The 19,667-nt window shown below is 71.0% G+C and carries 19 protein-coding genes and 1 riboswitch; of the genes, 6 read left to right on the top strand and 13 right to left on the bottom strand.

All coding sequences use genetic code 11. The annotated features are described in order from the left end of the window. Window positions 1–58: 58 nt before the first annotated feature. Together IE172_RS16355 and IE172_RS16350 are read right to left on the bottom strand one after the other, a co-directional pair. A complete protein-coding gene (locus IE172_RS16355) occupies window positions 59–325 on the bottom strand; it encodes a DUF4190 domain-containing protein (protein WP_190097979.1) in 267 nt (88 codons plus the stop codon). A gap of 93 nt (window positions 326–418) precedes the next feature. Continuing rightward, a complete protein-coding gene (locus tag IE172_RS16350) occupies window positions 419–586 on the bottom strand; it encodes a hypothetical protein (RefSeq protein ID WP_189559607.1) in 168 nt (55 codons plus the stop codon). Between the two features lie 113 nt (window positions 587–699). Between IE172_RS16350 and IE172_RS16345 the strand changes: the two genes are divergently transcribed. Then, complete coding sequence (locus IE172_RS16345; protein WP_190097978.1) at window positions 700–1,347, top strand: TetR family transcriptional regulator; 648 nt, start codon at window positions 700–702, stop codon at window positions 1,345–1,347. Between the two features lie 236 nt (window positions 1,348–1,583). Here the strand turns inward: IE172_RS16345 and IE172_RS16340 are convergent, their stop codons facing one another. Continuing rightward, window positions 1,584–2,453, bottom strand: a complete 870-nt coding sequence (locus tag IE172_RS16340) for a thioesterase family protein (RefSeq protein ID WP_190097977.1) — start codon at window positions 2,451–2,453, stop codon at window positions 1,584–1,586. Between the two features lie 98 nt (window positions 2,454–2,551). Here IE172_RS16340 and IE172_RS16335 point away from each other — a divergent pair, with 98 nt between their 5' ends. Beyond that, complete coding sequence (locus tag IE172_RS16335) at window positions 2,552–3,703, top strand: alpha/beta hydrolase (protein ID WP_190097976.1); 1,152 nt, start codon at window positions 2,552–2,554, stop codon at window positions 3,701–3,703. Here IE172_RS16335 and IE172_RS16330 read toward each other — a convergent pair. The 9 genes from IE172_RS16330 to IE172_RS16290 form a co-directional block, all read right to left on the bottom strand. Further along, window positions 3,690–4,346 carry a trimeric intracellular cation channel family protein gene (locus IE172_RS16330; protein WP_190097975.1) on the bottom strand — a complete coding sequence of 219 codons (657 nt, stop codon included), beginning with the start codon at window positions 4,344–4,346 and terminating at the stop codon, window positions 3,690–3,692. The genes IE172_RS16335 and IE172_RS16330 overlap by 14 nt on opposite strands. Before the next feature lie 96 nt (window positions 4,347–4,442). Beyond that, window positions 4,443–5,822: an ABC transporter ATP-binding protein gene (locus tag IE172_RS16325; RefSeq protein WP_190097974.1), complete on the bottom strand. Its 1,380-nt coding sequence runs from the start codon at window positions 5,820–5,822 to the stop codon at window positions 4,443–4,445. Continuing rightward, window positions 5,819–6,820: an ABC transporter ATP-binding protein gene (locus IE172_RS16320; protein WP_190097973.1), complete on the bottom strand. Its 1,002-nt coding sequence runs from the start codon at window positions 6,818–6,820 to the stop codon at window positions 5,819–5,821. Before IE172_RS16320 ends, IE172_RS16325 begins: the two co-directional genes overlap by 4 nt. Window positions 6,821–6,826: 6 nt before the next feature. Continuing rightward, on the bottom strand, window positions 6,827–7,789 hold the full coding sequence (locus IE172_RS16315) for an ABC transporter permease (protein WP_190097972.1): 963 nt from the start codon (window positions 7,787–7,789) through the stop codon (window positions 6,827–6,829). Beyond that, window positions 7,789–8,793 (bottom strand): ABC transporter permease, encoded by a 1,005-nt coding sequence (locus tag IE172_RS16310; protein ID WP_190097971.1) that lies wholly within the window; start codon window positions 8,791–8,793, stop codon window positions 7,789–7,791. The genes IE172_RS16315 and IE172_RS16310 overlap by 1 nt, the downstream gene beginning before the upstream one ends. Window positions 8,794–8,904: 111 nt before the next feature. After that, the gene (locus IE172_RS16305) at window positions 8,905–10,575 is read right to left on the bottom strand and encodes an ABC transporter substrate-binding protein (RefSeq protein WP_190097970.1); all 1,671 of its coding nucleotides are present in this window, start codon (window positions 10,573–10,575) and stop codon (window positions 8,905–8,907) included. A 431-nt stretch (window positions 10,576–11,006) separates the two neighbouring features. Then, window positions 11,007–11,756 (bottom strand): enhanced serine sensitivity protein SseB C-terminal domain-containing protein, encoded by a 750-nt coding sequence (locus IE172_RS16300; RefSeq protein WP_190098175.1) that lies wholly within the window; start codon window positions 11,754–11,756, stop codon window positions 11,007–11,009. A 328-nt stretch (window positions 11,757–12,084) separates the two neighbouring features. Continuing rightward, window positions 12,085–12,861, bottom strand: coding sequence for an enhanced serine sensitivity protein SseB (locus IE172_RS16295; protein WP_190097969.1), 777 nt, complete (start codon window positions 12,859–12,861; stop codon window positions 12,085–12,087). Between the two features lie 50 nt (window positions 12,862–12,911). Further along, a complete protein-coding gene (locus IE172_RS16290; RefSeq protein ID WP_190097968.1) occupies window positions 12,912–13,580 on the bottom strand; it encodes an AAA family ATPase in 669 nt (222 codons plus the stop codon). A gap of 221 nt (window positions 13,581–13,801) precedes the next feature. Beyond that, a riboswitch (glycine riboswitch) is annotated at window positions 13,802–13,901 on the top strand. Between the two features lie 164 nt (window positions 13,902–14,065). Between IE172_RS16290 and gcvT the strand changes: the two genes are divergently transcribed. The 4 genes from gcvT to IE172_RS16270 all read left to right on the top strand — a co-directional run bounded on the left by gcvT (window position 14,066) and on the right by IE172_RS16270 (window position 18,512). Next, a complete protein-coding gene (gcvT, locus tag IE172_RS16285; protein ID WP_190097967.1) occupies window positions 14,066–15,193 on the top strand; it encodes a glycine cleavage system aminomethyltransferase GcvT in 1,128 nt (375 codons plus the stop codon). A 119-nt stretch (window positions 15,194–15,312) separates the two neighbouring features. Then, window positions 15,313–15,690, top strand: coding sequence for a glycine cleavage system protein GcvH (gene gcvH / locus IE172_RS16280; protein ID WP_190097966.1), 378 nt, complete (start codon window positions 15,313–15,315; stop codon window positions 15,688–15,690). A 14-nt stretch (window positions 15,691–15,704) separates the two neighbouring features. Next, window positions 15,705–16,961, top strand: coding sequence for a serine hydroxymethyltransferase (gene glyA, locus IE172_RS16275; protein ID WP_190097965.1), 1,257 nt, complete (start codon window positions 15,705–15,707; stop codon window positions 16,959–16,961). A 183-nt stretch (window positions 16,962–17,144) separates the two neighbouring features. After that, window positions 17,145–18,512 carry an L-serine ammonia-lyase gene (locus IE172_RS16270; RefSeq protein WP_190097964.1) on the top strand — a complete coding sequence of 456 codons (1,368 nt, stop codon included), beginning with the start codon at window positions 17,145–17,147 and terminating at the stop codon, window positions 18,510–18,512. Window positions 18,513–18,563: 51 nt separating this feature from the next. Here IE172_RS16270 and IE172_RS16265 read toward each other — a convergent pair whose 3' ends face one another. Continuing rightward, on the bottom strand, window positions 18,564–19,559 hold the full coding sequence (locus IE172_RS16265) for a DUF6236 family protein (protein ID WP_438817017.1): 996 nt from the start codon (window positions 19,557–19,559) through the stop codon (window positions 18,564–18,566). Between the last annotated feature and the right edge of the window lie 108 nt (window positions 19,560–19,667).

Genomic DNA, 19,667 nt, shown 5'->3' with positions numbered 1-19,667 from the left:
CGCACCGGGCCCGGGTCGCCGTCGGCCGGGACGACGCCGGCCGGATCGCGGTGGCGGCTCAGAAGCTCCACGACAACGTGCCGTCCGTCTGCATGAACGCCACGAGGACGAGGAGGTCGGCGACGCCGAGTCCGAGGCCGAGGAGGGCTCGGCCGCGTCGGGGCGTGCCCCGCCACAGGGCGAGGGCCGCCAGCACGATGGCGGCGGGGCCGAGGAAGACGTTGAGGACGAGCAGGCCCAGCAGGCCCAGGACGAAGGACGCGACGGCCATCCCGTCGGTGTCGTGGATACCGGTGCGTCGGCCGGCCGGTGCGGTGAGGTGCATGGCGATCGGCTCCCACGGTCGGGGGTCGGCGGGTTCGGTCGGGTGTCGGGGTCGCTCGGGTGTCGGGGTCGCTCAGGTGGGTCTTCGGGCGGGTCAGCGCGCCGGGGTGCCGCGTCGGCGGCCGTGGCGCTCGCGCAGGGCGAAGACGCCCAGCCAGACGGCGATGACGGCACCGGCGGCGACGGAGAAGGTCAGCGGCGCGTGGGCCACGGTGCCCAGGGCGACGCCCAGCAGCAGAAGCGCGGCGACGAGGAAGAGCATGAGTGGATCCCCCAGGTTCGGTGAACGCTTGTAGGAACAGTTGTTCACTGAGTTCCCAGGGTAGCCCTCGCCCTCACTTCTCAATTCCGGAGAACAGTTGTTGACTGCATGGTATGAGTCACATCTCCGGCGTCCGGCAGGCCCGGAAAGAGAAAACCCGGCAGGCACTGCTCGACGCGGCGCTGGAGTTGCTGGAGGGACAGAGCCTGAGCAGCCTGGGCCTGCGCGAGGTCACCCGGGCCGTGGGGATCGCCCCGACCGCCTTCTACCGGCACTTCCGGTCGGTCGAGGACCTGGGCGTGGCGCTGGTCGAGGAGGCGCTGGGCAGCCTGCACCCGATGATCCGGACGACGGTGTCCACCACCGGTGACGGGGAGGAGCGCATCGCGCGTGCCGTCGGGTTGATCGCCGGTCATGTGGACGCGCATCCGGCGCACGTCCGGTTCATCGCCCGGGAGCGGCACGGCGGGGTGCGGGCGGTGCGGGAAGCGATACGCGGGCAGTTGGAGCTGTTCACCGCGGAGGTCGGGGAGGCGTTGGCCTCGGACGCGGTGTCCGCGGGGTGGGGGGAGGAGGACCTGCTGATGCTGGCGCAGCTGTATGTGGATCAGATGCTGATGACTGCGTCGCTGTTGCTGGAGGCGGCGGCGGAGGGTGGGCCGGGGGAACGGGAGCGGGTGGCCGGGCTGGCGGCGCGGCAGTTGCGGCTGATCAGTGTCGGGCGGGCGCATTGGCTGGATCTGCCGGGTGGGGGCGGGTGAGCGGGTTTCGCCCCCGCCGCCCCTTCCCGTCCCCGGGGGCTGCACCCCCGGACCCCCCTTCGGCCCTGGACGGGCCTCGTCCTCAAACGCCGGACGGGCTGAGAGGGCGGGGCCTCGTTCCCGGGTGCCGCATGGACCGGGAAGGCGAAGCCGCTCCCCCAGGCCCCGAACGGGCCGGGAGGGCGGGGCCTCGTCGTCGAACGCCGGACGGGCCGGGAGGGCGGGCTGGGAGGGGGTCAGGTCAGGCGGGCTCTGGCCAGTTGGCGGGACTGGGCGACCAGGCGGTTGTCGGTGTCCCAGACCTCGGCGTCCTCCTCCAGGAAGCCGCCGGCGAGGTTGCGGGTGGTGATGGCGACGCGCAGGGGACCCGGGGCGGGTCGGCAGCGGACGTGGACGGTGAGTTCGACCGTGGGGACCCAGCCGGTCAGGCCCATCTCGAAGGCGGTCGGCGGCAGGGCGTCCACCGCGAGCAGCAGGGCGAACGGGTCGGGGTCCCGGCCGTCGGAGAGGCCGAACCAGGCCCGCATCTCCCCCTTGCCGGAGGGCTGCCCGAGCGCCCAGCCCAGGGTCGACGGGTCGAGTTTCAGCATCAGGCGGTCGGTGATGGCGGAGCTGCCCTCGACGGGGGCGGGTCCGTCCTCGGGTCCGAAGCACTGCTCCATCGGCGGTATCGCGGGCGGCTCGGCCGTCGTGCGGACGTCGTCGGGGAGGGAGTCCAGGTCGCCGTAGGAGGCGAGGACGCGGATGCGCTCCACCTCGTTGCCCTGCTCGTCACGCTGGAACAGGGACGCCTGCCCCGTCGACAGGGTCCGCCCGGTGCGCACGGTCTCGGTGCGGACGACCGCCGGGCCCGGCTGGGAGGCGGTCAGATAGTGCGCGGAGACGGTGAACGGGTCGGAGTGCGGCAGGGCGTCCGCGAGGGCACGGCCCAGAACGGCCAGCAGGTAACCACCGTTGACGGCGTTGATGATCGTCCAGCCGGCGGAGAGGTCGATGTCGTAGACGCCGGGCGCGCGCCGGGTGAGAGCGGTGTCGCGGTCGAACTCACTGGCGCCGATCGTGGCCCGGGGGGCCTCGGTGGCCCGGGCGAGGGCTGCTTCTGGCATGGATGAACAGTACAAGAAGATAATACTAAGCGGTAGCTTTGTCGGGTGGGTCGGTCGGTGGTGTGAACCCGGTGCCTGTTTTCGCCCTCTCTCCGGACATGAGCCTCACCGGGACCCCGTTCCTCTGCACCCTGGCCGTCCTGGCGGTCGTCGCCCTCGGACTGCCGCTCCTGCTGTGGACCCGGGTGCGCGGGCCCCGCGCCGTGCGGGCGGTCACCCGGGTGGCCATGCTGCTGTTCGCCCAGACCACGGCGATCACCCTGGTGTTCACGCTGGTCAACAACTCCAACCAGCTCTACGACAGCTGGTCCGACCTGCTGGGCACCGGCGACCATGTGGAGCGCGCCGCGGACCTCGGCGCCGACGGCACGGGCGGGGTCGTGCTGGAGCGGCTGCCCAAGGTCCGTCAGACGTTCCGGCCGGCCGCCGGACCCGGCATGCGGACGGCGGGCGGGGTCCGCGTCACCGAGCTGACCGGCCGGGTCTCCGGGGTGAAGGCCGAGGTGTACGTATGGCTGCCGCCGCAGTACGACGATCCCGCCTGGGCCGGCCACCGGTTCCCGGTGGTCGAGCTGCTGCAGGGCTACCCGGGCTCGGCGAAGGCATGGTTCGGCACGCTGGACGCGCACGAACAGCTGATGCCGCTGATGCGGGACGGTCGCGTCGCCCCGTTCGTGCTGGTGGCACCGCGTACCGCTCTGGTCCCCGGCGCGGACACGGGCTGCGCCAACCTTCCCGGCCGGGTGAACGCGGAGAGCTGGCTCGGCGTCGACGTGCCGCGCATGGTGATCGACAACTTCCGTGTGCAGAGCGCTCCGCGGGGGTGGTCGGTCGCCGGGTACTCGGCCGGGGGGCACTGCGCGACCCGGCTCGCCATCGCGCACCCCGACCGCTACGGCGCGGCGGTCAGCCTCTCGGGCTACAACGACCCGGCCGTCGAACGCGCCTCCCTCACCGGACGCGATCCGGTCCTGCGCGCGGCGCACGACCCCCTCCGCATGCTGCGCGAGGCGGCGGCACCGCCCCGGATCTCGCTCTACCTCTCCGGCCAGGAGAAGGACGGCTACGAGGACGCGGTGGCGCTCGGCCGGGCCGCGAGGACGCCGACGAGCGTGCAGGTGGTGAAGCTGCCGCGGAGTGCCGGCGGACACACGATGGCGCTGTGGCGGCCGCAGGTGGTGCCGGCCTTCCGCTGGCTGACCGAGGAGCTGGGCGGGCACCGCACGGCGGGCGGAGCTACTCCTCCCTGACCGTCGAGCGGCGGTGCCACGCGCGGGGAGCCCGCCAGTGGTAGCGCATCGCCAGCAGCCGCAGCACGAAGGCCGTGACCACGGCGACGCCACTGGTCATCGCGTTCAGCACGTCGTAGCGGATGAACAGCGCGACCATGGTGGCGCCGACGATGGCCGGAACGGCGTACAGGTCACGGTCCCAGCGCAGCAGCGAGGGCACCTCGTTGGCGAGCACGTCGCGCAGGACGCCGCCGCCGACGGCGGTGGCCAGGCCCAGACAGGCGGAGGCGGTCAGTCCGAGCCCGTAGTCGTAGGCCTTGGTCGTCCCGACGACGCAGAAGAGGCCGAGCCCGGCCGCGTCGAAGGCGTTGACGGCGACCTGGATGCGCTCCACGTGCGGATGGAGGAAGATCACCAGGGTGGCGGCGAACAGCGGGGTGACGAAGTACCCGAGGTCCGTGAACGCCGCGGGCGGCACCGCGCCGATGACCAGGTCGCGGAAGAGTCCTCCGCCCAGCGCGGTGACCTCGGCGAGCACGGCGATGCCGAAGACGTCGAAGTTCTTGCGCACGGCCAGCAGGGCACCGGAGATCGCGAAGACGAAGATGCCCATCAGGTCGAGCACATGCAGGACGGACGGACTGAACAGTTGCTGCAGCACCCGTACATTCTTACTCAGCAAGCACCCCTCGCCTTGCAATAGAAGGCGAGGGGCGCTGTGAGCTTGCTGTCTCCAGCGAGACAGCGGACGGACGGGCTATACGGCTTCGTCGGCCTTCTCAGCCTTCCCGGCCTCGGCGGCCTTCTCGGCCTCGGCGTCCTTCGCGTCCTTCGCGTCCTTGGCGTCCTTCTCGGTCGTGGCGTCCTTCTCGGTCGTCACGGCCTTGCGGGGCTCGGGCTCGGCGGCCTTGCCGGCCTCGAGGGGCTCCGCGGCCTTCTCCTCGGCCGTGTCCGCCTTCTCGGGCGCGTCGGCCGCCTCGACGGTGTCCGCCTTCTCGGCCTTCACCGCCTTCTCGGCCTCCTCGGCCTCCTCGGCCTCCGCGACGGCGGCCTCCGCCCGCTCGGCCTGCTCCGGCAGCGTCGGCGGGGCGTCCTCCACTCCCTCACGCGTGGCCGACACGACCTCGCCGGCGGTCAGCTTCAGCGTCCCGGCCGCGATCTCCTCGGCGAAGTGGCACGCCACCCGGTGACCGCCGCCGACGTCCCGCAGCTCGGGGCGTTCGGTCGAGCACCGCTCGGCCTGGGCCCACGGGCACCGGGTGTGGAAACGGCAGCCGCTCGGCGGGTTCGCCGGGGAGGGCAGGTCACCGACGAGCAGGATGCGCTCGCGCTGGTCCTCCACCTCGGGGTCCGGCACCGGCACGGCCGACATCAGGGCCTTGGTGTACGGGTGCTTCGGCTCGGCGTAGAGCGCGTCGCTCGGCGCCTCCTCGACGAGTGAGCCCAGGTACATCACGCCGATGACGTCGGAGATGTGCCGGACCACCGCGAGGTCGTGGGCGATGACCAGGTAGGTCAGGCCGAGTTCCTCCTGGAGTTCCTCCAGCAGGTTGATGACCTGGGCCTGGACCGACACGTCGAGCGCGGAGACCGGCTCGTCGCAGATGATCACGTCGGGTTCGAGGACCAGCGCGCGGGCGATGCCGATGCGCTGGCGCTGGCCGCCGGAGAACTCGTGCGGGTAGCGGGCGAGCGCGTTGGAGGGCAGGCCGACCTTGTCCAGGATCGACTTGATCTTCTCCCGGCGCTCCTCCTGGTCCTTGCCGATGCCGTGGGCGACCATGCCCTCGGACAGGATCGACTCGATGTTCTGCCGGGGGTTGAGCGAGCCCAGCGGGTCCTGGAAGACCATCTGGAGCCGGCGCCGGAAGCGGCGCATCTCCTCGCCCGGCAGCTTCGCCAGGTCGGTCCCGTCGAGGACGACGGAACCCTCGGTGATGTCGACCAGCCGCAGCACGGACCGGCCGAGGGTGGTCTTGCCGCAGCCCGACTCACCGACCAGGCCGTAGGTCTGGCCCGCCTCGACCTTCAGGGAGATCCCGTCCACGGCGTAGACGTGGCCGACCGTGCGGTCGAACAGGACACCCTTCTTGATGGGGAAGTGGACCTTGACGCCGTCCAGTTCGAGCAGGCTCATGCGGGGACCTCCTCGGCCTTCGCGTCGTCGAGTACGGGATGGACGCACCGCACCTCATGACCGGCGGCGCGCGGCTCGGTGAGCGGCGGGGTGCCGGTCAGGCAGCCCATCTCGTACCGGTCGCAGCGGGGTGCGAAGGCGCAGCCGTCGGCCCAGGCGATGCGGTCGTTGATGGAGCCGCGGATGGGCTTGAGCGCCTCGCCTCGGGGCGAGTCGAGACGCGGGATGGACCCCAGCAGTCCGTGCGCGTAGGGGTGGGTGGGGTGGGCGAACAGCTCGCGGCGCCCGGCGGACTCCACGACCTTGCCCGCGTAGAGCACGTTGACCTGGTCGCAGAGACCGGCGACCACACCGAGGTCGTGGGTGATCATCAGCAGGGCGGTGCCCTCCTGGTCCACGAGCTCCTTGAGCAGTTCCAGGATCTGCGCCTGGATCGTCACGTCGAGCGCCGTGGTGGGCTCGTCGGCGATGAGCAGGCTGGGAGCGCAGGCCACGGCCATGGCGATGAGCGCGCGCTGGCGCATACCGCCGGAGAGCTGGTGCGGGAACTCCTTGAGCCTGCGGGTCGGGTCGGGGATGCCGACCCGGTCCAGCAGGTGGGCGGCCTCCTTGCGGGCGGCCTCCCCCTTCATCCCGCGGTGGCGCTCCAGGATCTCGGTGACCTGCACCCCGACCGGCACGACCGGGTTGAGGGAGGACAGCGGGTCCTGGAAGATCATCGCCATCTGGCTGCCGCGCAGGTCGCGGCGGGCGGACGGGCTCATGGTGAACAGGTCGGTGCCGTCGAATTCGGCACGCCCGCCGACCTTGACGCCCTTGTGGGGCAGCAGGCCCATCAGGGCGAGCGAGGTGACGGACTTGCCGCAGCCGGACTCGCCGACCAGGCCCACGACCTGGCCCTGGTCCACCTCGAAGGAGACCCCGTCGACCGCCCGGGACTCCTTGCGGCCGACGCCACCGAAGGTGACGGTCAGTTCGTCGACAGAGAGCAGAGACATGGTGGTTCAGCCCCTCAGCTTCGGGTCGAGGGCTTCCCGCATGGCCTCGCCGAGGAGGGTGAAGCCGAGGGCGGTGATGATGATGCCGACGGCGGGGTAGACCGCCATCATGGGCGCGCCGCTGTCGAAGAAGCGCTGCGCCTGGGTGAGCATGACGCCCCACTCCGGGATGGCCGGGTCGGGGTTGCCGAGGCCCAGGTAGGACAGGGCGGCGGCCTCGATGATCGCCGTGGCCAGGGAGAGCGTGGCCTGCACGATCACCGGGCTGAGCGAGTTGGGGATGATCTGCGAGACCACGATGCGCCGCTTGCGCACACCGAGGGACTGGGCGGCCAGCACGTAGTCGGAGCTGCCCTGGACCAGCATGGAGCCGCGCAGCAGCCGGGCGAACACCGGGATCTGCACGACACCCACGGCGATCATCACCGTGGTCAGCGACTGCCCCATGACGGCGGCGATCGACACGGCCAGCAGCAGCGAGGGCATCGCCAGCATGATGTCGATGAACCGCATGATGACGGAGTCGACGCGCTTGCCCCGCTCGCCACCGAGGGTGGCGAAGGCGCCGGCCAGGCCGCCGACCAGGAAGCCGATGGTCAGACCGATCAGCGTGGCGACGACACCGACGAGCAGCGTCTGGCGGGCGCCGACCAGGAAGCGGGAGAACAGGTCCCGGCCGAGGTGGTCCAGTCCGAACCAGTTCTCGGGGCGCATGCCGACGAACTCTCCCCGGTTGGGGAAGACCTCGCCGCGCCAGGTCTGCGCGGTCGGGGAGTACGGCGCGATGTAGGGGCCGACGATCGCGAGAAGGATGAACAGGGCGATGACGACCGCGCCGACGATCGCCATCTTGCTGCGCTTGAGGCGGCGGAACGCCTCCCGCCACAGGCTGTCGCCGGTGCTGGTCTCCTTGGTCGCGGCCAGTTCGGCGAGGCGCTGGATCTTGTCGGTCTTGGTGGCGACGCTCATTAGTGCACCCGCACTCTCGGGTCGATGAGGCTGTACGCCAGGTCCACCAGCAAGTTGATCAGGACGTATATCAGCGCGATGAACATGATGAACCCGACGAGCACGGGGTAGTCACGGCCGTCGATCGCCTGCCGGATGAAGGAGCCGATGCCACCGAAGGAGAACACGGACTCGGTCAGGACCGCGCCCGACAGCAGGGAGCCGGTGAGCAGGCCGACCGCCGTGATGACGGGGAGCAGGGCGTTGCGCATCACGTGCCGGCTGCGGACGACACTGCGCTTGAGGCCCTTGGCCTCGGCGGTGCGGACGTAGTCCTCGTCCTGCACTTCGAGCACGCTGGCGCGCGTCATGCGCACGATGACGGCGAGCGGAATGGTGGCCAGCGCGACCGACGGCAGGATCAGGTGGTGGAGTGCGTTCGCTGCCGCGTCGAGTTCGCCGGTGAGGATGCCGTCCAGGACGGCGAAGCCCGTGACGTCCGTGGCGTTGATGCCGGTTTCCTGGCGTCCGTAGGTGGGGAACAGGCCGAGGTTCACGGCGAAGATCTGCTTGAGGATCAGTGCCAGGAAGAAGACCGGGATGCAGATGCCGACGAGCGAGCCGGAGACCGCGCTGACGTCGAGCCAGCCGCCGCGCTTGCGGGCGGCGAAGTAGCCGAGCGGGACACCGACGACCACAGCCAGCAGGATCGCGAGCAGGGACAGCTCCACGGTCGCGGGGAAACGCTGGGTGAACTCGTCCCACACCGGCTGCCCGGTCTGGGTGGAGGTGCCCAGGTCGAGTTCGAAGATGCGCTTCAGGAAGCGCCAGTACTGAACGTAGACGGGCTGGTCCAGCCCGAGCGCACGGTTGATGCGCGCCACTTCGGCCTCGGTGGCCTTTTCCCCCAGGATCGCTGAGGCGGGTCCGCCGGGCAGCCGGTCGAGCCAGAGGAAGAGAAGAACCGACAGGCCGAGCAGCGTGGGTATGAGCTGGAGCAGTCTTCGTACGACGAGACGCAGCACCCCGCATGCCCCTTTCTTGCGTGATGTCTTACATGAATGGACCCGCCCGGCCGCCGAGTTGCGGCGGCCGGGCGGACCCCCCCGTTGGGTTTGTCGGTGCCGGTCAGGCGCCTACTTGAACGAGGCCTCGGCGAAGACCTCCTGCGTCAGCGGGGAGACGTTCGGCGGGTTCACGTTCTTGGCGAAGGCGATGGCCGGCGGAGAGGCGGAGATCGGGACACCCGGGAGGTAGTCCATGATGACCTCGTTGGCCTTCTCGTAGGCGGCCGTGCGCTCCTCGGCCTTGCCCATCTTCGAGCCGGCGTTCACGGCGTCGAAGACCTTCTGGTCCTTGAAGCCCCACTGCTTGTCGAACCCGGCGAACCAGGTGCCGATGAAGTTGTAGCCGTCGTTGAAGTCACCGGTCCAGCCGAGCATGTGCAGGGCGCAGGAGCCCGCCTCGGTGGCGTCCAGGTAGTCCGGGGCCCACTTCATGGCCTTCGGCGTGACGGTGATGCCGGCCTTCTCCAGGTCGGCCTTCATCAGCTCGAACAGGTCCTGCGGAGCAGGCATGTACGGGCGGGTGACCTCGGTCGGGTAGCAGAACTCGATCTTGAGCTTCTCCTCACCGGCCTTCTTGAGGAGACCCTTGGCCGCGGCCGTGTCGAACGGGTACTTCGTGACGTTCTTGGAGTAGCCCGCGATCGTGTCCGGCATGAACTGGTCGGCGACCTTGCCACCCTCGGGCAGCTGGGTCTTGACCAGGTTCTCCTTGTCGATCGCCTGCGCGATCGCCTGGCGGACTTCCTTCTTCTTGAGCGCCGGGTTGGCCGACTGGCTCATGCCGACGTAGAAGAGGTTGAAGACGCCACGGGTCGGGACGACGTAGCCCTCCTTCTCGAGGGTCTGGACGTCGGCCGGGGCCACGAGGTCGTAGCCGTCGATGTCACCGGCCTGGAGCGCCTGGCGGCGGCCCTCTTCGGTGTCGATGGTGCGGAAGACCAGGTTCTTGATCTTCGCCTTCTCGCCCCAGTAGTCGTCGAAGCGCTCAAGGGTGACTTCCTTGTTGCCCTTGTTCCACTTCGTGATCTTGTACGGGCCGGTGCCGGCGACCGTGCCGGCCTCCTGGCTGTACTTGGGGTACGTGATGGCGTCGCCCTTGGCGGACGCGTCCTGCTTCTTGTACGCCTCGATGGCCTTCGGCGAGTGGATCGCGAGGGCGTTGAGGGAGAAGCCGCCGGGGAGGTTCGCGGAGGGGTTCTTGACCTCGATGACGGCGGTGTTCTCGTCCTTGGCGGTGCAGGACTTGTAGTTCGCCTCGGGCGCCTCGGCGTCCTCGTTCTTCGCGAACCCGCCCATGATGGTCTGCCAGTAGTAGGAGACCGCGCTGGACTGGTAGGTGCCCGTCCAGTTGAACCAGTGGTCGTAGTTGGCGCACACGGCCGCGGCGTTGAACGCCTCGCCGTCGTGGAACTTCACGTTCTTGCGGAGGTTGAAGGTCCAGACGGTGCCCTGGTCGTTGCTCGACCAGGTCTCGGCGAGGCCGCCGACCAGCTTGGTGCCGCCGGACTCGTGCTCGAGCAGGGCCTCGAAGGCCTGACGCGTCACACGGAAGGTTTCACCGTCGCTCGCGAGGGCAGGGTCCAGGGAACCCGGGTCTCCGGCACCGGCGAAGACGAACGTGTCCTTGTCGCCGCCGCTCTCGTTGTCAGCGTCCCGTTCGCTGGAGCAGCCCGTGGCGATCAGACCGACCGCCACCGCGGCCGTGATCGCCCGAGCGACTCGGGACTTGGTTATGCGCATATTGGGGCCACTCCGGGTCCGCTATGTGGATGCATCTTGACCGGCCGAACACTACCTACGTTCGCACTCAGTCAGGAACAGTCCGGATAGCGGTGATACCTACCTGAGATCTGAACACTTGACATATCGGACTGTTCAGGCGCCCCACCGCCGAGATTTAACCCGGACGACACATGGCGCGGTCCCCCAAGAGGCCCCGAGCGACGGCCCGGTGGCGTGGAGAACGCGTGAAACCGCAGGTGACAGGGGGTCAAGGGTTGGTCGCGGAGTGCGCATGACCGAAAAGCTGACGCGAAATCACCTTCGGCAGGCCGAGGCTCGTGGAATGTCGGTGCATGTGTCCACATGGTGGACACGGTGACGCTGAGTCAACACGGTACGGAGGGCCGGCGCGGTCGGTGGAGCGCGGCGGATCGCGGAGACGGGCCCGGTCAGCGGTGGTGCGCGGGCGGGTAGCCGTAGCCCGGGGCGGGGGGCCGGCCGGCGCCGTGCGCCTCGCGGTCGTAGAAGGGCCGGGCGCTGGCGCGCAGCCACATCGCGACCGGGTCGTGTTCGTCGGACATCGCCACGGTCGACACCGGCAAACCGTCCGGCACCGCGCCGAGGGACTGCTGCATCATCGCGCGCACGGCGTCCACGGCGGGCGGGGAGGTGTCGTAGACGTCCAGGCCGATGGCGAGGTACGGGGCGCCCAGCGCCGGCTGCACCCAGGCCCGGCGCAGGGCGCGCACGGCCGGGGTGCGGTGGGCGTTCTGCGCGAGCAGCGCGTAGAACTGTGGGATCTCGATGGCCGGTTCGGAGAGTCTCAGCGGTCCGGCGGGCCTGCGGTCCAGGCCGCCGGCGATGCGGCGCAGGTCCAGCCAGGGGATGCCGACGCCGCCGCCCGGGGCGTGCGGGTTGAGCCAGAGTCCGTAGCGGTCGGGATAGAGCGCGCGGGCCGCTTCGAGACCGTCGACCACCTCGTACGACCGGTTCCAGCCGCTGGCGGACAGCTCCTGCGCGGAGGTGACGCAGGGGGCGTAGCCGTAGCCGTCGACCTCCATGTTGCCGTACTGGGCGTCGGGGGAACCCGCCTGGCCGTGCCAGAGCAGCATCCAGACCTGGCCGGAGGAGGGGGTGGCCAGGGCGCGCAGCAACGCCTCGTAGGCGTCGTAACGCCCGGGCGTCACCTGGCGCAGCATGTGCTCGACCTGTCCGGCCGCCGCGGTGCCAGCGCTCACTTTGTATCGCCCCTCCGTACAACGCCCTCGCCCGAGCCAACGAACCTAGCGTAAGCCTCCGGCGGGCGGGTGGGGTGGGGCGTGCGGCGCCGGGGGTTCGACGCGGGCGCCGGGGGCGTCCGGGTGTCCTGACGGGGGCGTCGGGGGGCGGGAGGGCTCGGGGCTGCGCGTCGCGCGGCGGGTGCGGGTGCGTCGTGGTCGTTCGCGCAGTTCCCCGCGCCCCTGAGGGGGTTGGGGATGCCCGCGTGACGAAGCCGTGGCGGTACGGGCCCCCCGCACCCCCCGGAAGCTACGGCTGGTGCTGGTAGAAGGGGCGGACCTGGGTGCGGAGCCAGTCGGCCACCGGGTCCTGGGCGATGTCCATCAGGATGAGGTTGACCGGCCAGGGGGCCGGGGTGCGGCCGAGGGCGCGGCCCAGGGCGTCCAGGGGGAGGGTGCGGGCGTCGCCCTCCCAGTGGGCCAGTTCCACGCCGATGAAGAGGACCGGGTCGGCCGTCTCGATCGCGGCGAGACAGCGGCGGGCGGTCGTCACCACGCCGACGGCCTCGAACTCCTGCGAGGCCGCGGCGAGGAAGTCCACCGGGTCGTCCTGCCAGTCGGGCTGGAACAGCCGGACCCGTCCGCCGCTCGTGGCACCGTCCAGCGGGGTGTGCCCGGCCCGGCACAGTTCGGCCACCGCCGCCGGCGGCAGCGGGACGGCGACCACGCCGCCGGGGTTCACCGCGATCCCGGCCTGCGGCGGCAGACCGCGGGCGAACTCCACGGCGGGCGCGATCGTGTACGACATGTGGGAGCCGACGACCTGCCGGAGCTGTTCCTCGGAGGTGAAGACGGGGACGTAGGCCTGGCCGTCGATCTCCATGGTGGGCAGGTCCAGGGGGCCGCTGTGCGGGCCGCCGCCGTTCGGCAGCGGGACCCAGACGAAGCTGCGGCCCAGCACCTCCACGATCCTGCTGCCCGCCGAGGGGACGCCGAGGGAGGCGGAGAGCACCTCCTCCACCTCGTTGCCGGGCCAACCGCCGTGCGGATGGGGGTGTGTCGGGGCCGGGAACGCCGGAAAGTCCATCTGTCGCACCGCCTGCCTGGAACCACTGCTGTGGCGGAAAGATTATCCGGTCAGCCCGCGAAGCCGATCCGGCGCAGCGCGTCCGCCGCCGCCCGGTCGATCAGCACCGCCGAACCGCTGTGCGCCGGCAGCCGGCCGCGCTCCACCGCGCGCAGCAGCCGCTCGCTCGCGACGCGGTGACGCCGGAAGGCGTACCGGGAGACGCCGCGCCCGCGCTCCAGCTGGCCGGCCAGGGCCTGCTGCGGGGTGACGTCGAGCAGCAGCAGGTGCAGGCCCGCCCCGCGGCGGCGGGCCTCGCGGGCCAGCCAGCGCCGCACCCACGCCTGGGTGCCGCAGTCGTGGACCACGACCGCGCCGCCGGCGCGCAGGGCGCGGCGCAGGCTCGCGTAGTGGGCCAGGCGGACCAGGGGGCGGTAGACGGCGTACGGCAGGAAGCCGGACAGGCGGCGGTCGAAGCGGTCGCGGGTGTCCTGGGAGTCGATGCGGGTGCCGCGCACCGTGCGGCGCATCAGCGTGGACTTCCCGCTGCCGGGCAGTCCGGTGACCACGACGAGGTCGCGGGGCCCGAAGAGCAGTGCTCGCGGGCTGCGGCCGGCCCGCCCGCGCAGATCGCGGACGACGGGCGCGGGCAGCGCGCCGCGGGCCCCGCGGACCCGGCCGGCCGGCTGCGGGGGCAGCGGGACGCCCGTGGTGGTGGCGCACGCCGTGGTCCTGTTCACCGTGTTGGTCCTCCCCTGGGACCCGCTGTGAGTCCGGGTCCTCGCTGAGTGTAAAGAGAAGGTAATGCCCGGGTCTCCCGTTTCCGTGCCTTTCCCGAAACAGGCCTGTCACAGCTCCCTGTGACGGTGCCCGTACAACCTGTGCATCCCAGGAAAGGGTCCCCCTGCCGCGCCCCCGCGATGCGTGCAATGATGTGCGCGCCAACTGCATACCGGCCGTTTGAATCCGCGCGGGAGAGTCCCCGGCACCGTTGCCGCCGGGGCGCCGAAGGAGCAAGTCCCTCCCTTGAATCTCTCAGGCCCCGTTACCGCGCGGGCGAGGCACATCTGAAAAGCGGGCCACCGCAGCCGTGCTCCTGTGGCTCCACCCAAGGTGCAAACCGTGGTCTCCCCTGAGCGGGCGGTCATGGCGAACCTCTCAGGTTCCGATGACAGATGGGGAGGAATCGCCCTCGCCCGTCGTCATGCCTTTGGGAGACCGACCGATGAGCAGTACCGAACCCCGCCGGACCGCGCTCGATGCCCTGCATCGGTCGCTCGGCGCGACGATGACCGACTTCGCCGGCTGGGACATGCCCCTGCGCTACGGCTCCGAGCGCGACGAGCACAACGCCGTGCGCACCAGGGCCGGCCTCTTCGACCTCTCCCACATGGGCGAGATCGCGGTCACCGGCCCGGCCGCCGCCGCGCTCCTCGACCACGCCCTGGTCGGCAACATCGGCGGCGTCAAGCCCGGCCGGGCCCGCTACACGATGATCTGCCGCGAGGACGGCGGCATCCTGGACGACCTGATCGTCTACCGGCTCGGCGACACGGAGACGCCCGAGTACCTGGTGGTCGCCAACGCCTCCAACGCCCAGGTGGTCCTGGACGCCCTGCGGGAGCGCTCGGCCGGCTTCGACGCCGAGGTCCGCGACGACCGTGACGCCTACGCGCTGCTGGCCGTGCAGGGCCCCGAGTCCCAGGGCATCCTCGCCTCGCTCACCGACGCCGACCTGGACGGCCTGAAGTACTACGCCGGTCTGCCCGGCACGGTCGCCGGAATCCCCGCGCTGATCGCCCGCACCGGCTACACCGGCGAGGACGGCTTCGAGCTGTTCGTGAAGCCGGAGCACGCGGTGGAGCTGTGGCAGGCGCTGACCAAGGCCGGCGAGGGCGCGGGCCTGGTCCCGTGCGGGCTGTCCTGCCGGGACACGCTGCGCCTGGAGGCGGGCATGCCGCTGTACGGGAACGAGCTGAGCCCCTCCCTCACGCCCTTCGACGCCGGTTTCGGCCGGGTGGTGAAGTTCGAGAAGGAGGGCGACTTCGTGGGCCGCGCGGCGCTGGCCGAAGCCGCCGAGCGGGCCGCCGCCGAGCCGCCCCGCGTGCTGGTCGGCCTGGTCGCCGAGGGCCGCCGCGTCCCGCGCGCCGGGTACGCGGTCGTGTCCGGCGGCGAGGTGGTCGGCGAGGTCACCTCCGGCGCCCCCTCCCCCACCCTGGGCAAGCCGATCGCCATGGCGTACGTCGACCCGGCGTACGCGCAGCCCGGCACCGAGGGTGTCGGCGTGGACATCCGTGGCAGCCACGAGCCCTACGAGGTCGTGGCGCTGCCGTTCTACAAGCGGCAGAAGTGACACCGTCGCACAACGGTTTCCCGCGTACCTGAGATGAGCACGCACGCCGTGCCCGCCACGGGCGCCGCGCGCGGTCCCCTCAGTCATCCGTCATCCCCCCGTACAGGAGAATTCAGGCCATGAGCAACCCCACGCAGCTGCGTTACAGCAAGGAGCACGAGTGGCTGACGGCCGCCGAGGACGGCGTGTCGACGGTCGGCATCACGGAGCACGCGGCCAACGCACTCGGTGACGTCGTCTTCGTCCAGCTCCCCGAGGTCGGTGACAGCGTGACCGCCGGCGAGACCTGCGGCGAGCTGGAGTCGACCAAGTCGGTCAGCGACCTGTACTCCCCGGTCAGCGGTGAGATCACCGAGGTCAACGAGGACGTCGTGAACGACCCGTCGCTGGTGAACTCGGCGCCCTTCGAGGGCGGCTGGCTGTTCAAGGTGCGCGTCACCGACGAGCCGGCCGACCTGCTGACCGCCGCCGAGTACGAAGCCCACACCGCGGGCTGAGGAGTCGTAACCGCATGTCGCTTCTGAACACGTCCCTGCACGCGTTCGACCCGGCGGTGGCCGCCGCGGTCGACGCCGAGCTGCACCGGCAGCAGTCCACCCTCGAGATGATCGCCTCGGAGAACTTCGCCCCGGTCGCGGTCATGGAGGCCCAGGGCTCGGTCCTCACCAACAAGTACGCCGAGGGCTACCCCGGCCGCCGCTACTACGGCGGCTGCGAGCACGTCGACGTGATCGAGCAGATCGCGATCGACCGGGTCAAGGAACTCTTCGGCGCCGAGCACGCCAATGTGCAGCCGCACTCGGGTGCGCAGGCCAACGCGGCCGCGATGTTCGCGCTGCTCAAGCCCGGTGACACGATCATGGGCCTGAACCTCGCGCACGGCGGGCACCTGACCCACGGCATGAAGATCAACTTCTCCGGCAAGCTCTACGACGTGGTCCCCTACCACGTCGGCGACGACGGCCAGGTCGACATGGCCGAGGTGGAGCGGCTCGCCAAGGAGAAGAAGCCGAAGCTGATCGTGGCCGGCTGGTCGGCGTACCCGCGTCAGCTGGACTTCGCCGCGTTCCGCCGGATCGCGGACGAGGTCGGCGCCTACCTGATGGTCGACATGGCGCACTTCGCCGGTCTGGTGGCCGCGGGTCTGCACCCGAACCCGGTCCCGCACGCCCACGTCGTGACGACCACCACGCACAAGACCCTCGGCGGTCCGCGCGGCGGGGTGATCCTCTCCACCGCCGAGCTGGCCAAGAAGATCAACTCCGCGGTCTTCCCCGGTCAGCAGGGCGGCCCGCTGGAGCACGTGGTCGCCGCCAAGGCGGTCGCCTTCAAGGCGTGCGCCACGGAGGAGTTCAAGGAGCGCCAGCGCCGTACCCTGGAGGGCGCCCGCATCCTGGCCGAGCGCCTGGTCCAGGACGACGTCAAGGCCGTGGGCGTGGACGTGCTGTCCGGCGGCACGGACGTGCACCTGGTCCTGGTGGACCTGCGGAACTCGGAGCTGGACGGCCGGCAGGCCGAGGACCGGCTGCACGAGGTCGGCATCACCGTCAACCGCAACGCGATCCCGAACGACCCGCGCCCGCCGATGGTCACCTCCGGTCTGCGGATCGGCACGCCGGCGCTGGCCACCCGGGGCTTCACGGCCGAGGACTTCACCGAGGTCGCGGACGTGATCGCCGAGACGCTGAAGCCGTCGTACGACGTCGCGGCGCTCCGGGCCCGGGTGACGGCTCTGGCCGCGAAGCACCCGCTGTACCCCGGCCTGTAGTACTTTCGTACGCTTTCTCACGTACGGACCTCAGGGGCATCGCGCACACTGGTCGGTGGGCGCGGTGCCCCGCACCATGCACCCCGCATAAACGTTTTCCCTCTGCTTCCCCACTGTGTTCCGTTCTCTGAACCACCCCTTCCGGTGGACAGCGTCGTCCGCCGAACCCTTAGGAGTCCTCCCGTGGCCATCTCGGTCTTCGATCTGTTCTCGATCGGCATCGGCCCGTCCAGCTCGCACACGGTCGGCCCGATGCGGGCGGCCCGGATGTTCGCCCTGCGGCTGCGCAACGAGGACCTGCTGGACTCCGTCGCCTCGGTGCGGGCGGAGCTGTACGGCTCCCTGGGCGCCACCGGCCACGGTCACGGCACGCCCAAGGCGGTGCTGCTGGGCCTGGAGGGCGACTCGCCGCGCACGGTGGACGTGGAGTCGGCCGACGAGCGGGTGGAGAAGATCAAGGACGGTGGCCGGATCCGGCTGCTGGGCGAGCACGAGATCGCGTTCTCCTTCGACGACGACATGGTGCTGCACCGCCGCAAGGCCCTGCCCTACCACGCCAACGGCATGACGCTGTGGGCGCACGACGCCTCCGGCACGGAGCTGCTGTCGAAGACGTACTACTCGGTGGGCGGCGGGTTCGTCGTGGACGAGGAGGCGGTGGGCGCGGACCGCATCAAGCTCGACGACACCGTCCTGAAGTACCCCTTCCGCACGGGCGACGAGCTGCTGCGCCTGACCCGGGAGACGGGCCTGTCCATCTCCGCCCTGATGCTGGAGAACGAGCGCGCCTGGCGGACCGAGGAGGAGATCCGCGAGGGCCTGCTGGAAATCTGGCGCGTGATGCGGGCCTGCGTCGACCGGGGCATGTCCCGCGAGGGCATCCTGCCGGGCGGGCTGAAGGTGCGCCGCCGCGCCGCGAACACCGCGCGCAAGCTGCGCTCCGAGGGCGATCCGCAGGCGCTCGCCATGGAGTGGATCACCCTCTACGCGATGGCCGTGAACGAGGAGAACGCGGCCGGCGGCCGGGTCGTCACGGCGCCCACGAACGGCGCGGCGGGCATCATCCCGGCCGTCCTGCACTACTACATGAACTTCGTCCCCGGCGCCGACGAGGAGGGCGTGGTCCGCTTCCTGCTCGCGGCCGGCGCGATCGGCATGCTCTTCAAGGAGAACGCCTCCATCTCCGGCGCCGAGGTCGGCTGCCAGGGCGAGGTCGGCTCGGCCTGCTCGATGGCGGCGGGCGCCCTCGCGGAGGTGATGGGCGGCTCCCCGGAGCAGGTGGAGAACGCCGCCGAGATCGGCATGGAGCACAACCTCGGCCTGACCTGCGACCCGGTCGGCGGACTCGTCCAGATCCCGTGCATCGAGCGCAACGGCATGGCCGCGGTGAAGGCGGTCACGGCGGCACGGATGGCGCTGCGCGGCGACGGCTCGCACAAGGTGTCCCTGGACAAGGTCATCAAGACGATGAAGGAGACCGGCGCGGACATGTCGGTCAAGTACAAGGAGACGGCCCGCGGCGGGCTGGCGGTCAACATCATCGAGTGCTGAGGGCGGCCGACGGGCGGCGCTCAGCGGGCCGCGGCCGTGGTTCCCCGCCCGTCACCCGCCCGCGCCGGCGCCCCGTCGCAGGGCGCGGCCGATCCTGCGGACGGCGGTGTCGGGGTTGAGTCCGTTCTCGACGCGCAGCAGGAAACTGACCGGGGAGGCGGCGAGTGCCGCGTCGCGCCGGCCGCGGGCTCCGCCGAGGATGCCCACGGCTGTCGCGCCGACTCCGGCCACGATGCCCGCCGCGCTGCCCGCCATGGTGCCGCCGACCGTGCCGATCAGCCCGCTCAGCAGCGCCGCCGAGGTGGGCGTGTCGAACGTGGTGCTGACGGAGGTGGTGATCGTCTGGAGGCCGACGCCGTTCATGGCGTTGCGCAGCTTCACCAACTCGACATCGAACTCCCGGTGCACCGCCTGCCGCACGTACGTGTCCAGTGCCTGCGGACTGCGGATGCCGGCCAGTTCCTCACGCAGGTCCGCCGCCGTCCGGGCGACGGCGTCCGTGTAGGCGAGGAACTCCGGCTCGTACGTCTTGCGGAGCGCCACGATCTTCTCCGCGGGCACCCCGCCGAGCCCCGCGGGGAGCACGCACCGCACGGACAACACCCCGATCCGCCCCGCGAGGTCGCCGGTGCCGGCCGGGGCCGGGGCACCGCCCAGGAGGACCGCCGCCATCCGCTCGGTGTCCCAGGGGTCGACCGCGGTGTGGGCGGCCTCCTGGTCGGTGACGGGGAGGAAGGCCGTACGGGCCGCGAGTTCGGCGGTCAGCGCGCACTTGTAGACCCAGGCGAGCGCCGGGTCCATGCCCAGCCACACGCCGGGCGCCCCGTGAGTGAAGCTGTTGCGCTCACGCCGCGCCGCCAGCCCCGCTTCGAACAGGGCCCGTCTCAACTCCGGTGACATCTCACCGGGGTAGAGGCCCGCCAGCGGCCGGCCCCAGGGCGATCGGGCATGGTGCGCACCGGTGCCGACGCGCATCCGGGCGCCGGGCGGCGAGGGTTCGGCGTCCACGACGTCCTGCTGGACGGTGACACCGAAGCGGTTCCGCATTTCCTCACCGCGCTCCTCCACGACCCGCAGCAGGTGCCGCGACGCCGCCTCGACGGCGTCGGCGGGGCGATGTCCTGGACGAAGCCCAGCTCGTCCCGCAGGACACGG

Source organism: Streptomyces griseoflavus, from assembly GCF_014649995.1.
Taxonomy (GTDB): domain Bacteria; phylum Actinomycetota; class Actinomycetes; order Streptomycetales; family Streptomycetaceae; genus Streptomyces; species Streptomyces griseoflavus.
The sequence above is the reverse complement of the archived record's forward strand: the minus strand, read 5'-3'. Positions and strand labels throughout refer to the sequence as shown.

Coding starts and splice junctions, on each gene's coding strand:
- gcvH (WP_190097966.1), top strand. CDS start 15,313: ATGAGCAACCCCACGCAGCTGCGTTACAGCAAGGAGCACGAGTGGCTG.
- glyA (WP_190097965.1), top strand. CDS start 15,705: ATGTCGCTTCTGAACACGTCCCTGCACGCGTTCGACCCGGCGGTGGCC.
- IE172_RS16265 (WP_438817017.1), bottom strand. CDS start 19,559: ATGCGGAACCGCTTCGGTGTCACCGTCCAGCAGGACGTCGTGGACGCC.
- IE172_RS16305 (WP_190097970.1), bottom strand. CDS start 10,575: ATGCGCATAACCAAGTCCCGAGTCGCTCGGGCGATCACGGCCGCGGTG.
- gcvT (WP_190097967.1), top strand. CDS start 14,066: ATGAGCAGTACCGAACCCCGCCGGACCGCGCTCGATGCCCTGCATCGG.
- IE172_RS16335 (WP_190097976.1), top strand. CDS start 2,552: ATGAGCCTCACCGGGACCCCGTTCCTCTGCACCCTGGCCGTCCTGGCG.
- IE172_RS16350 (WP_189559607.1), bottom strand. CDS start 586: ATGCTCTTCCTCGTCGCCGCGCTTCTGCTGCTGGGCGTCGCCCTGGGC.
- IE172_RS16295 (WP_190097969.1), bottom strand. CDS start 12,861: ATGGACTTTCCGGCGTTCCCGGCCCCGACACACCCCCATCCGCACGGC.
- IE172_RS16340 (WP_190097977.1), bottom strand. CDS start 2,453: ATGCCAGAAGCAGCCCTCGCCCGGGCCACCGAGGCCCCCCGGGCCACG.
- IE172_RS16320 (WP_190097973.1), bottom strand. CDS start 6,820: ATGTCTCTGCTCTCTGTCGACGAACTGACCGTCACCTTCGGTGGCGTC.
- IE172_RS16355 (WP_190097979.1), bottom strand. CDS start 325: ATGCACCTCACCGCACCGGCCGGCCGACGCACCGGTATCCACGACACC.
- IE172_RS16325 (WP_190097974.1), bottom strand. CDS start 5,822: ATGAGCCTGCTCGAACTGGACGGCGTCAAGGTCCACTTCCCCATCAAG.
- IE172_RS16315 (WP_190097972.1), bottom strand. CDS start 7,789: ATGAGCGTCGCCACCAAGACCGACAAGATCCAGCGCCTCGCCGAACTG.
- IE172_RS16300 (WP_190098175.1), bottom strand. CDS start 11,756: ATGCTGCGCCAGGTGACGCCCGGGCGTTACGACGCCTACGAGGCGTTG.
- IE172_RS16345 (WP_190097978.1), top strand. CDS start 700: ATGAGTCACATCTCCGGCGTCCGGCAGGCCCGGAAAGAGAAAACCCGG.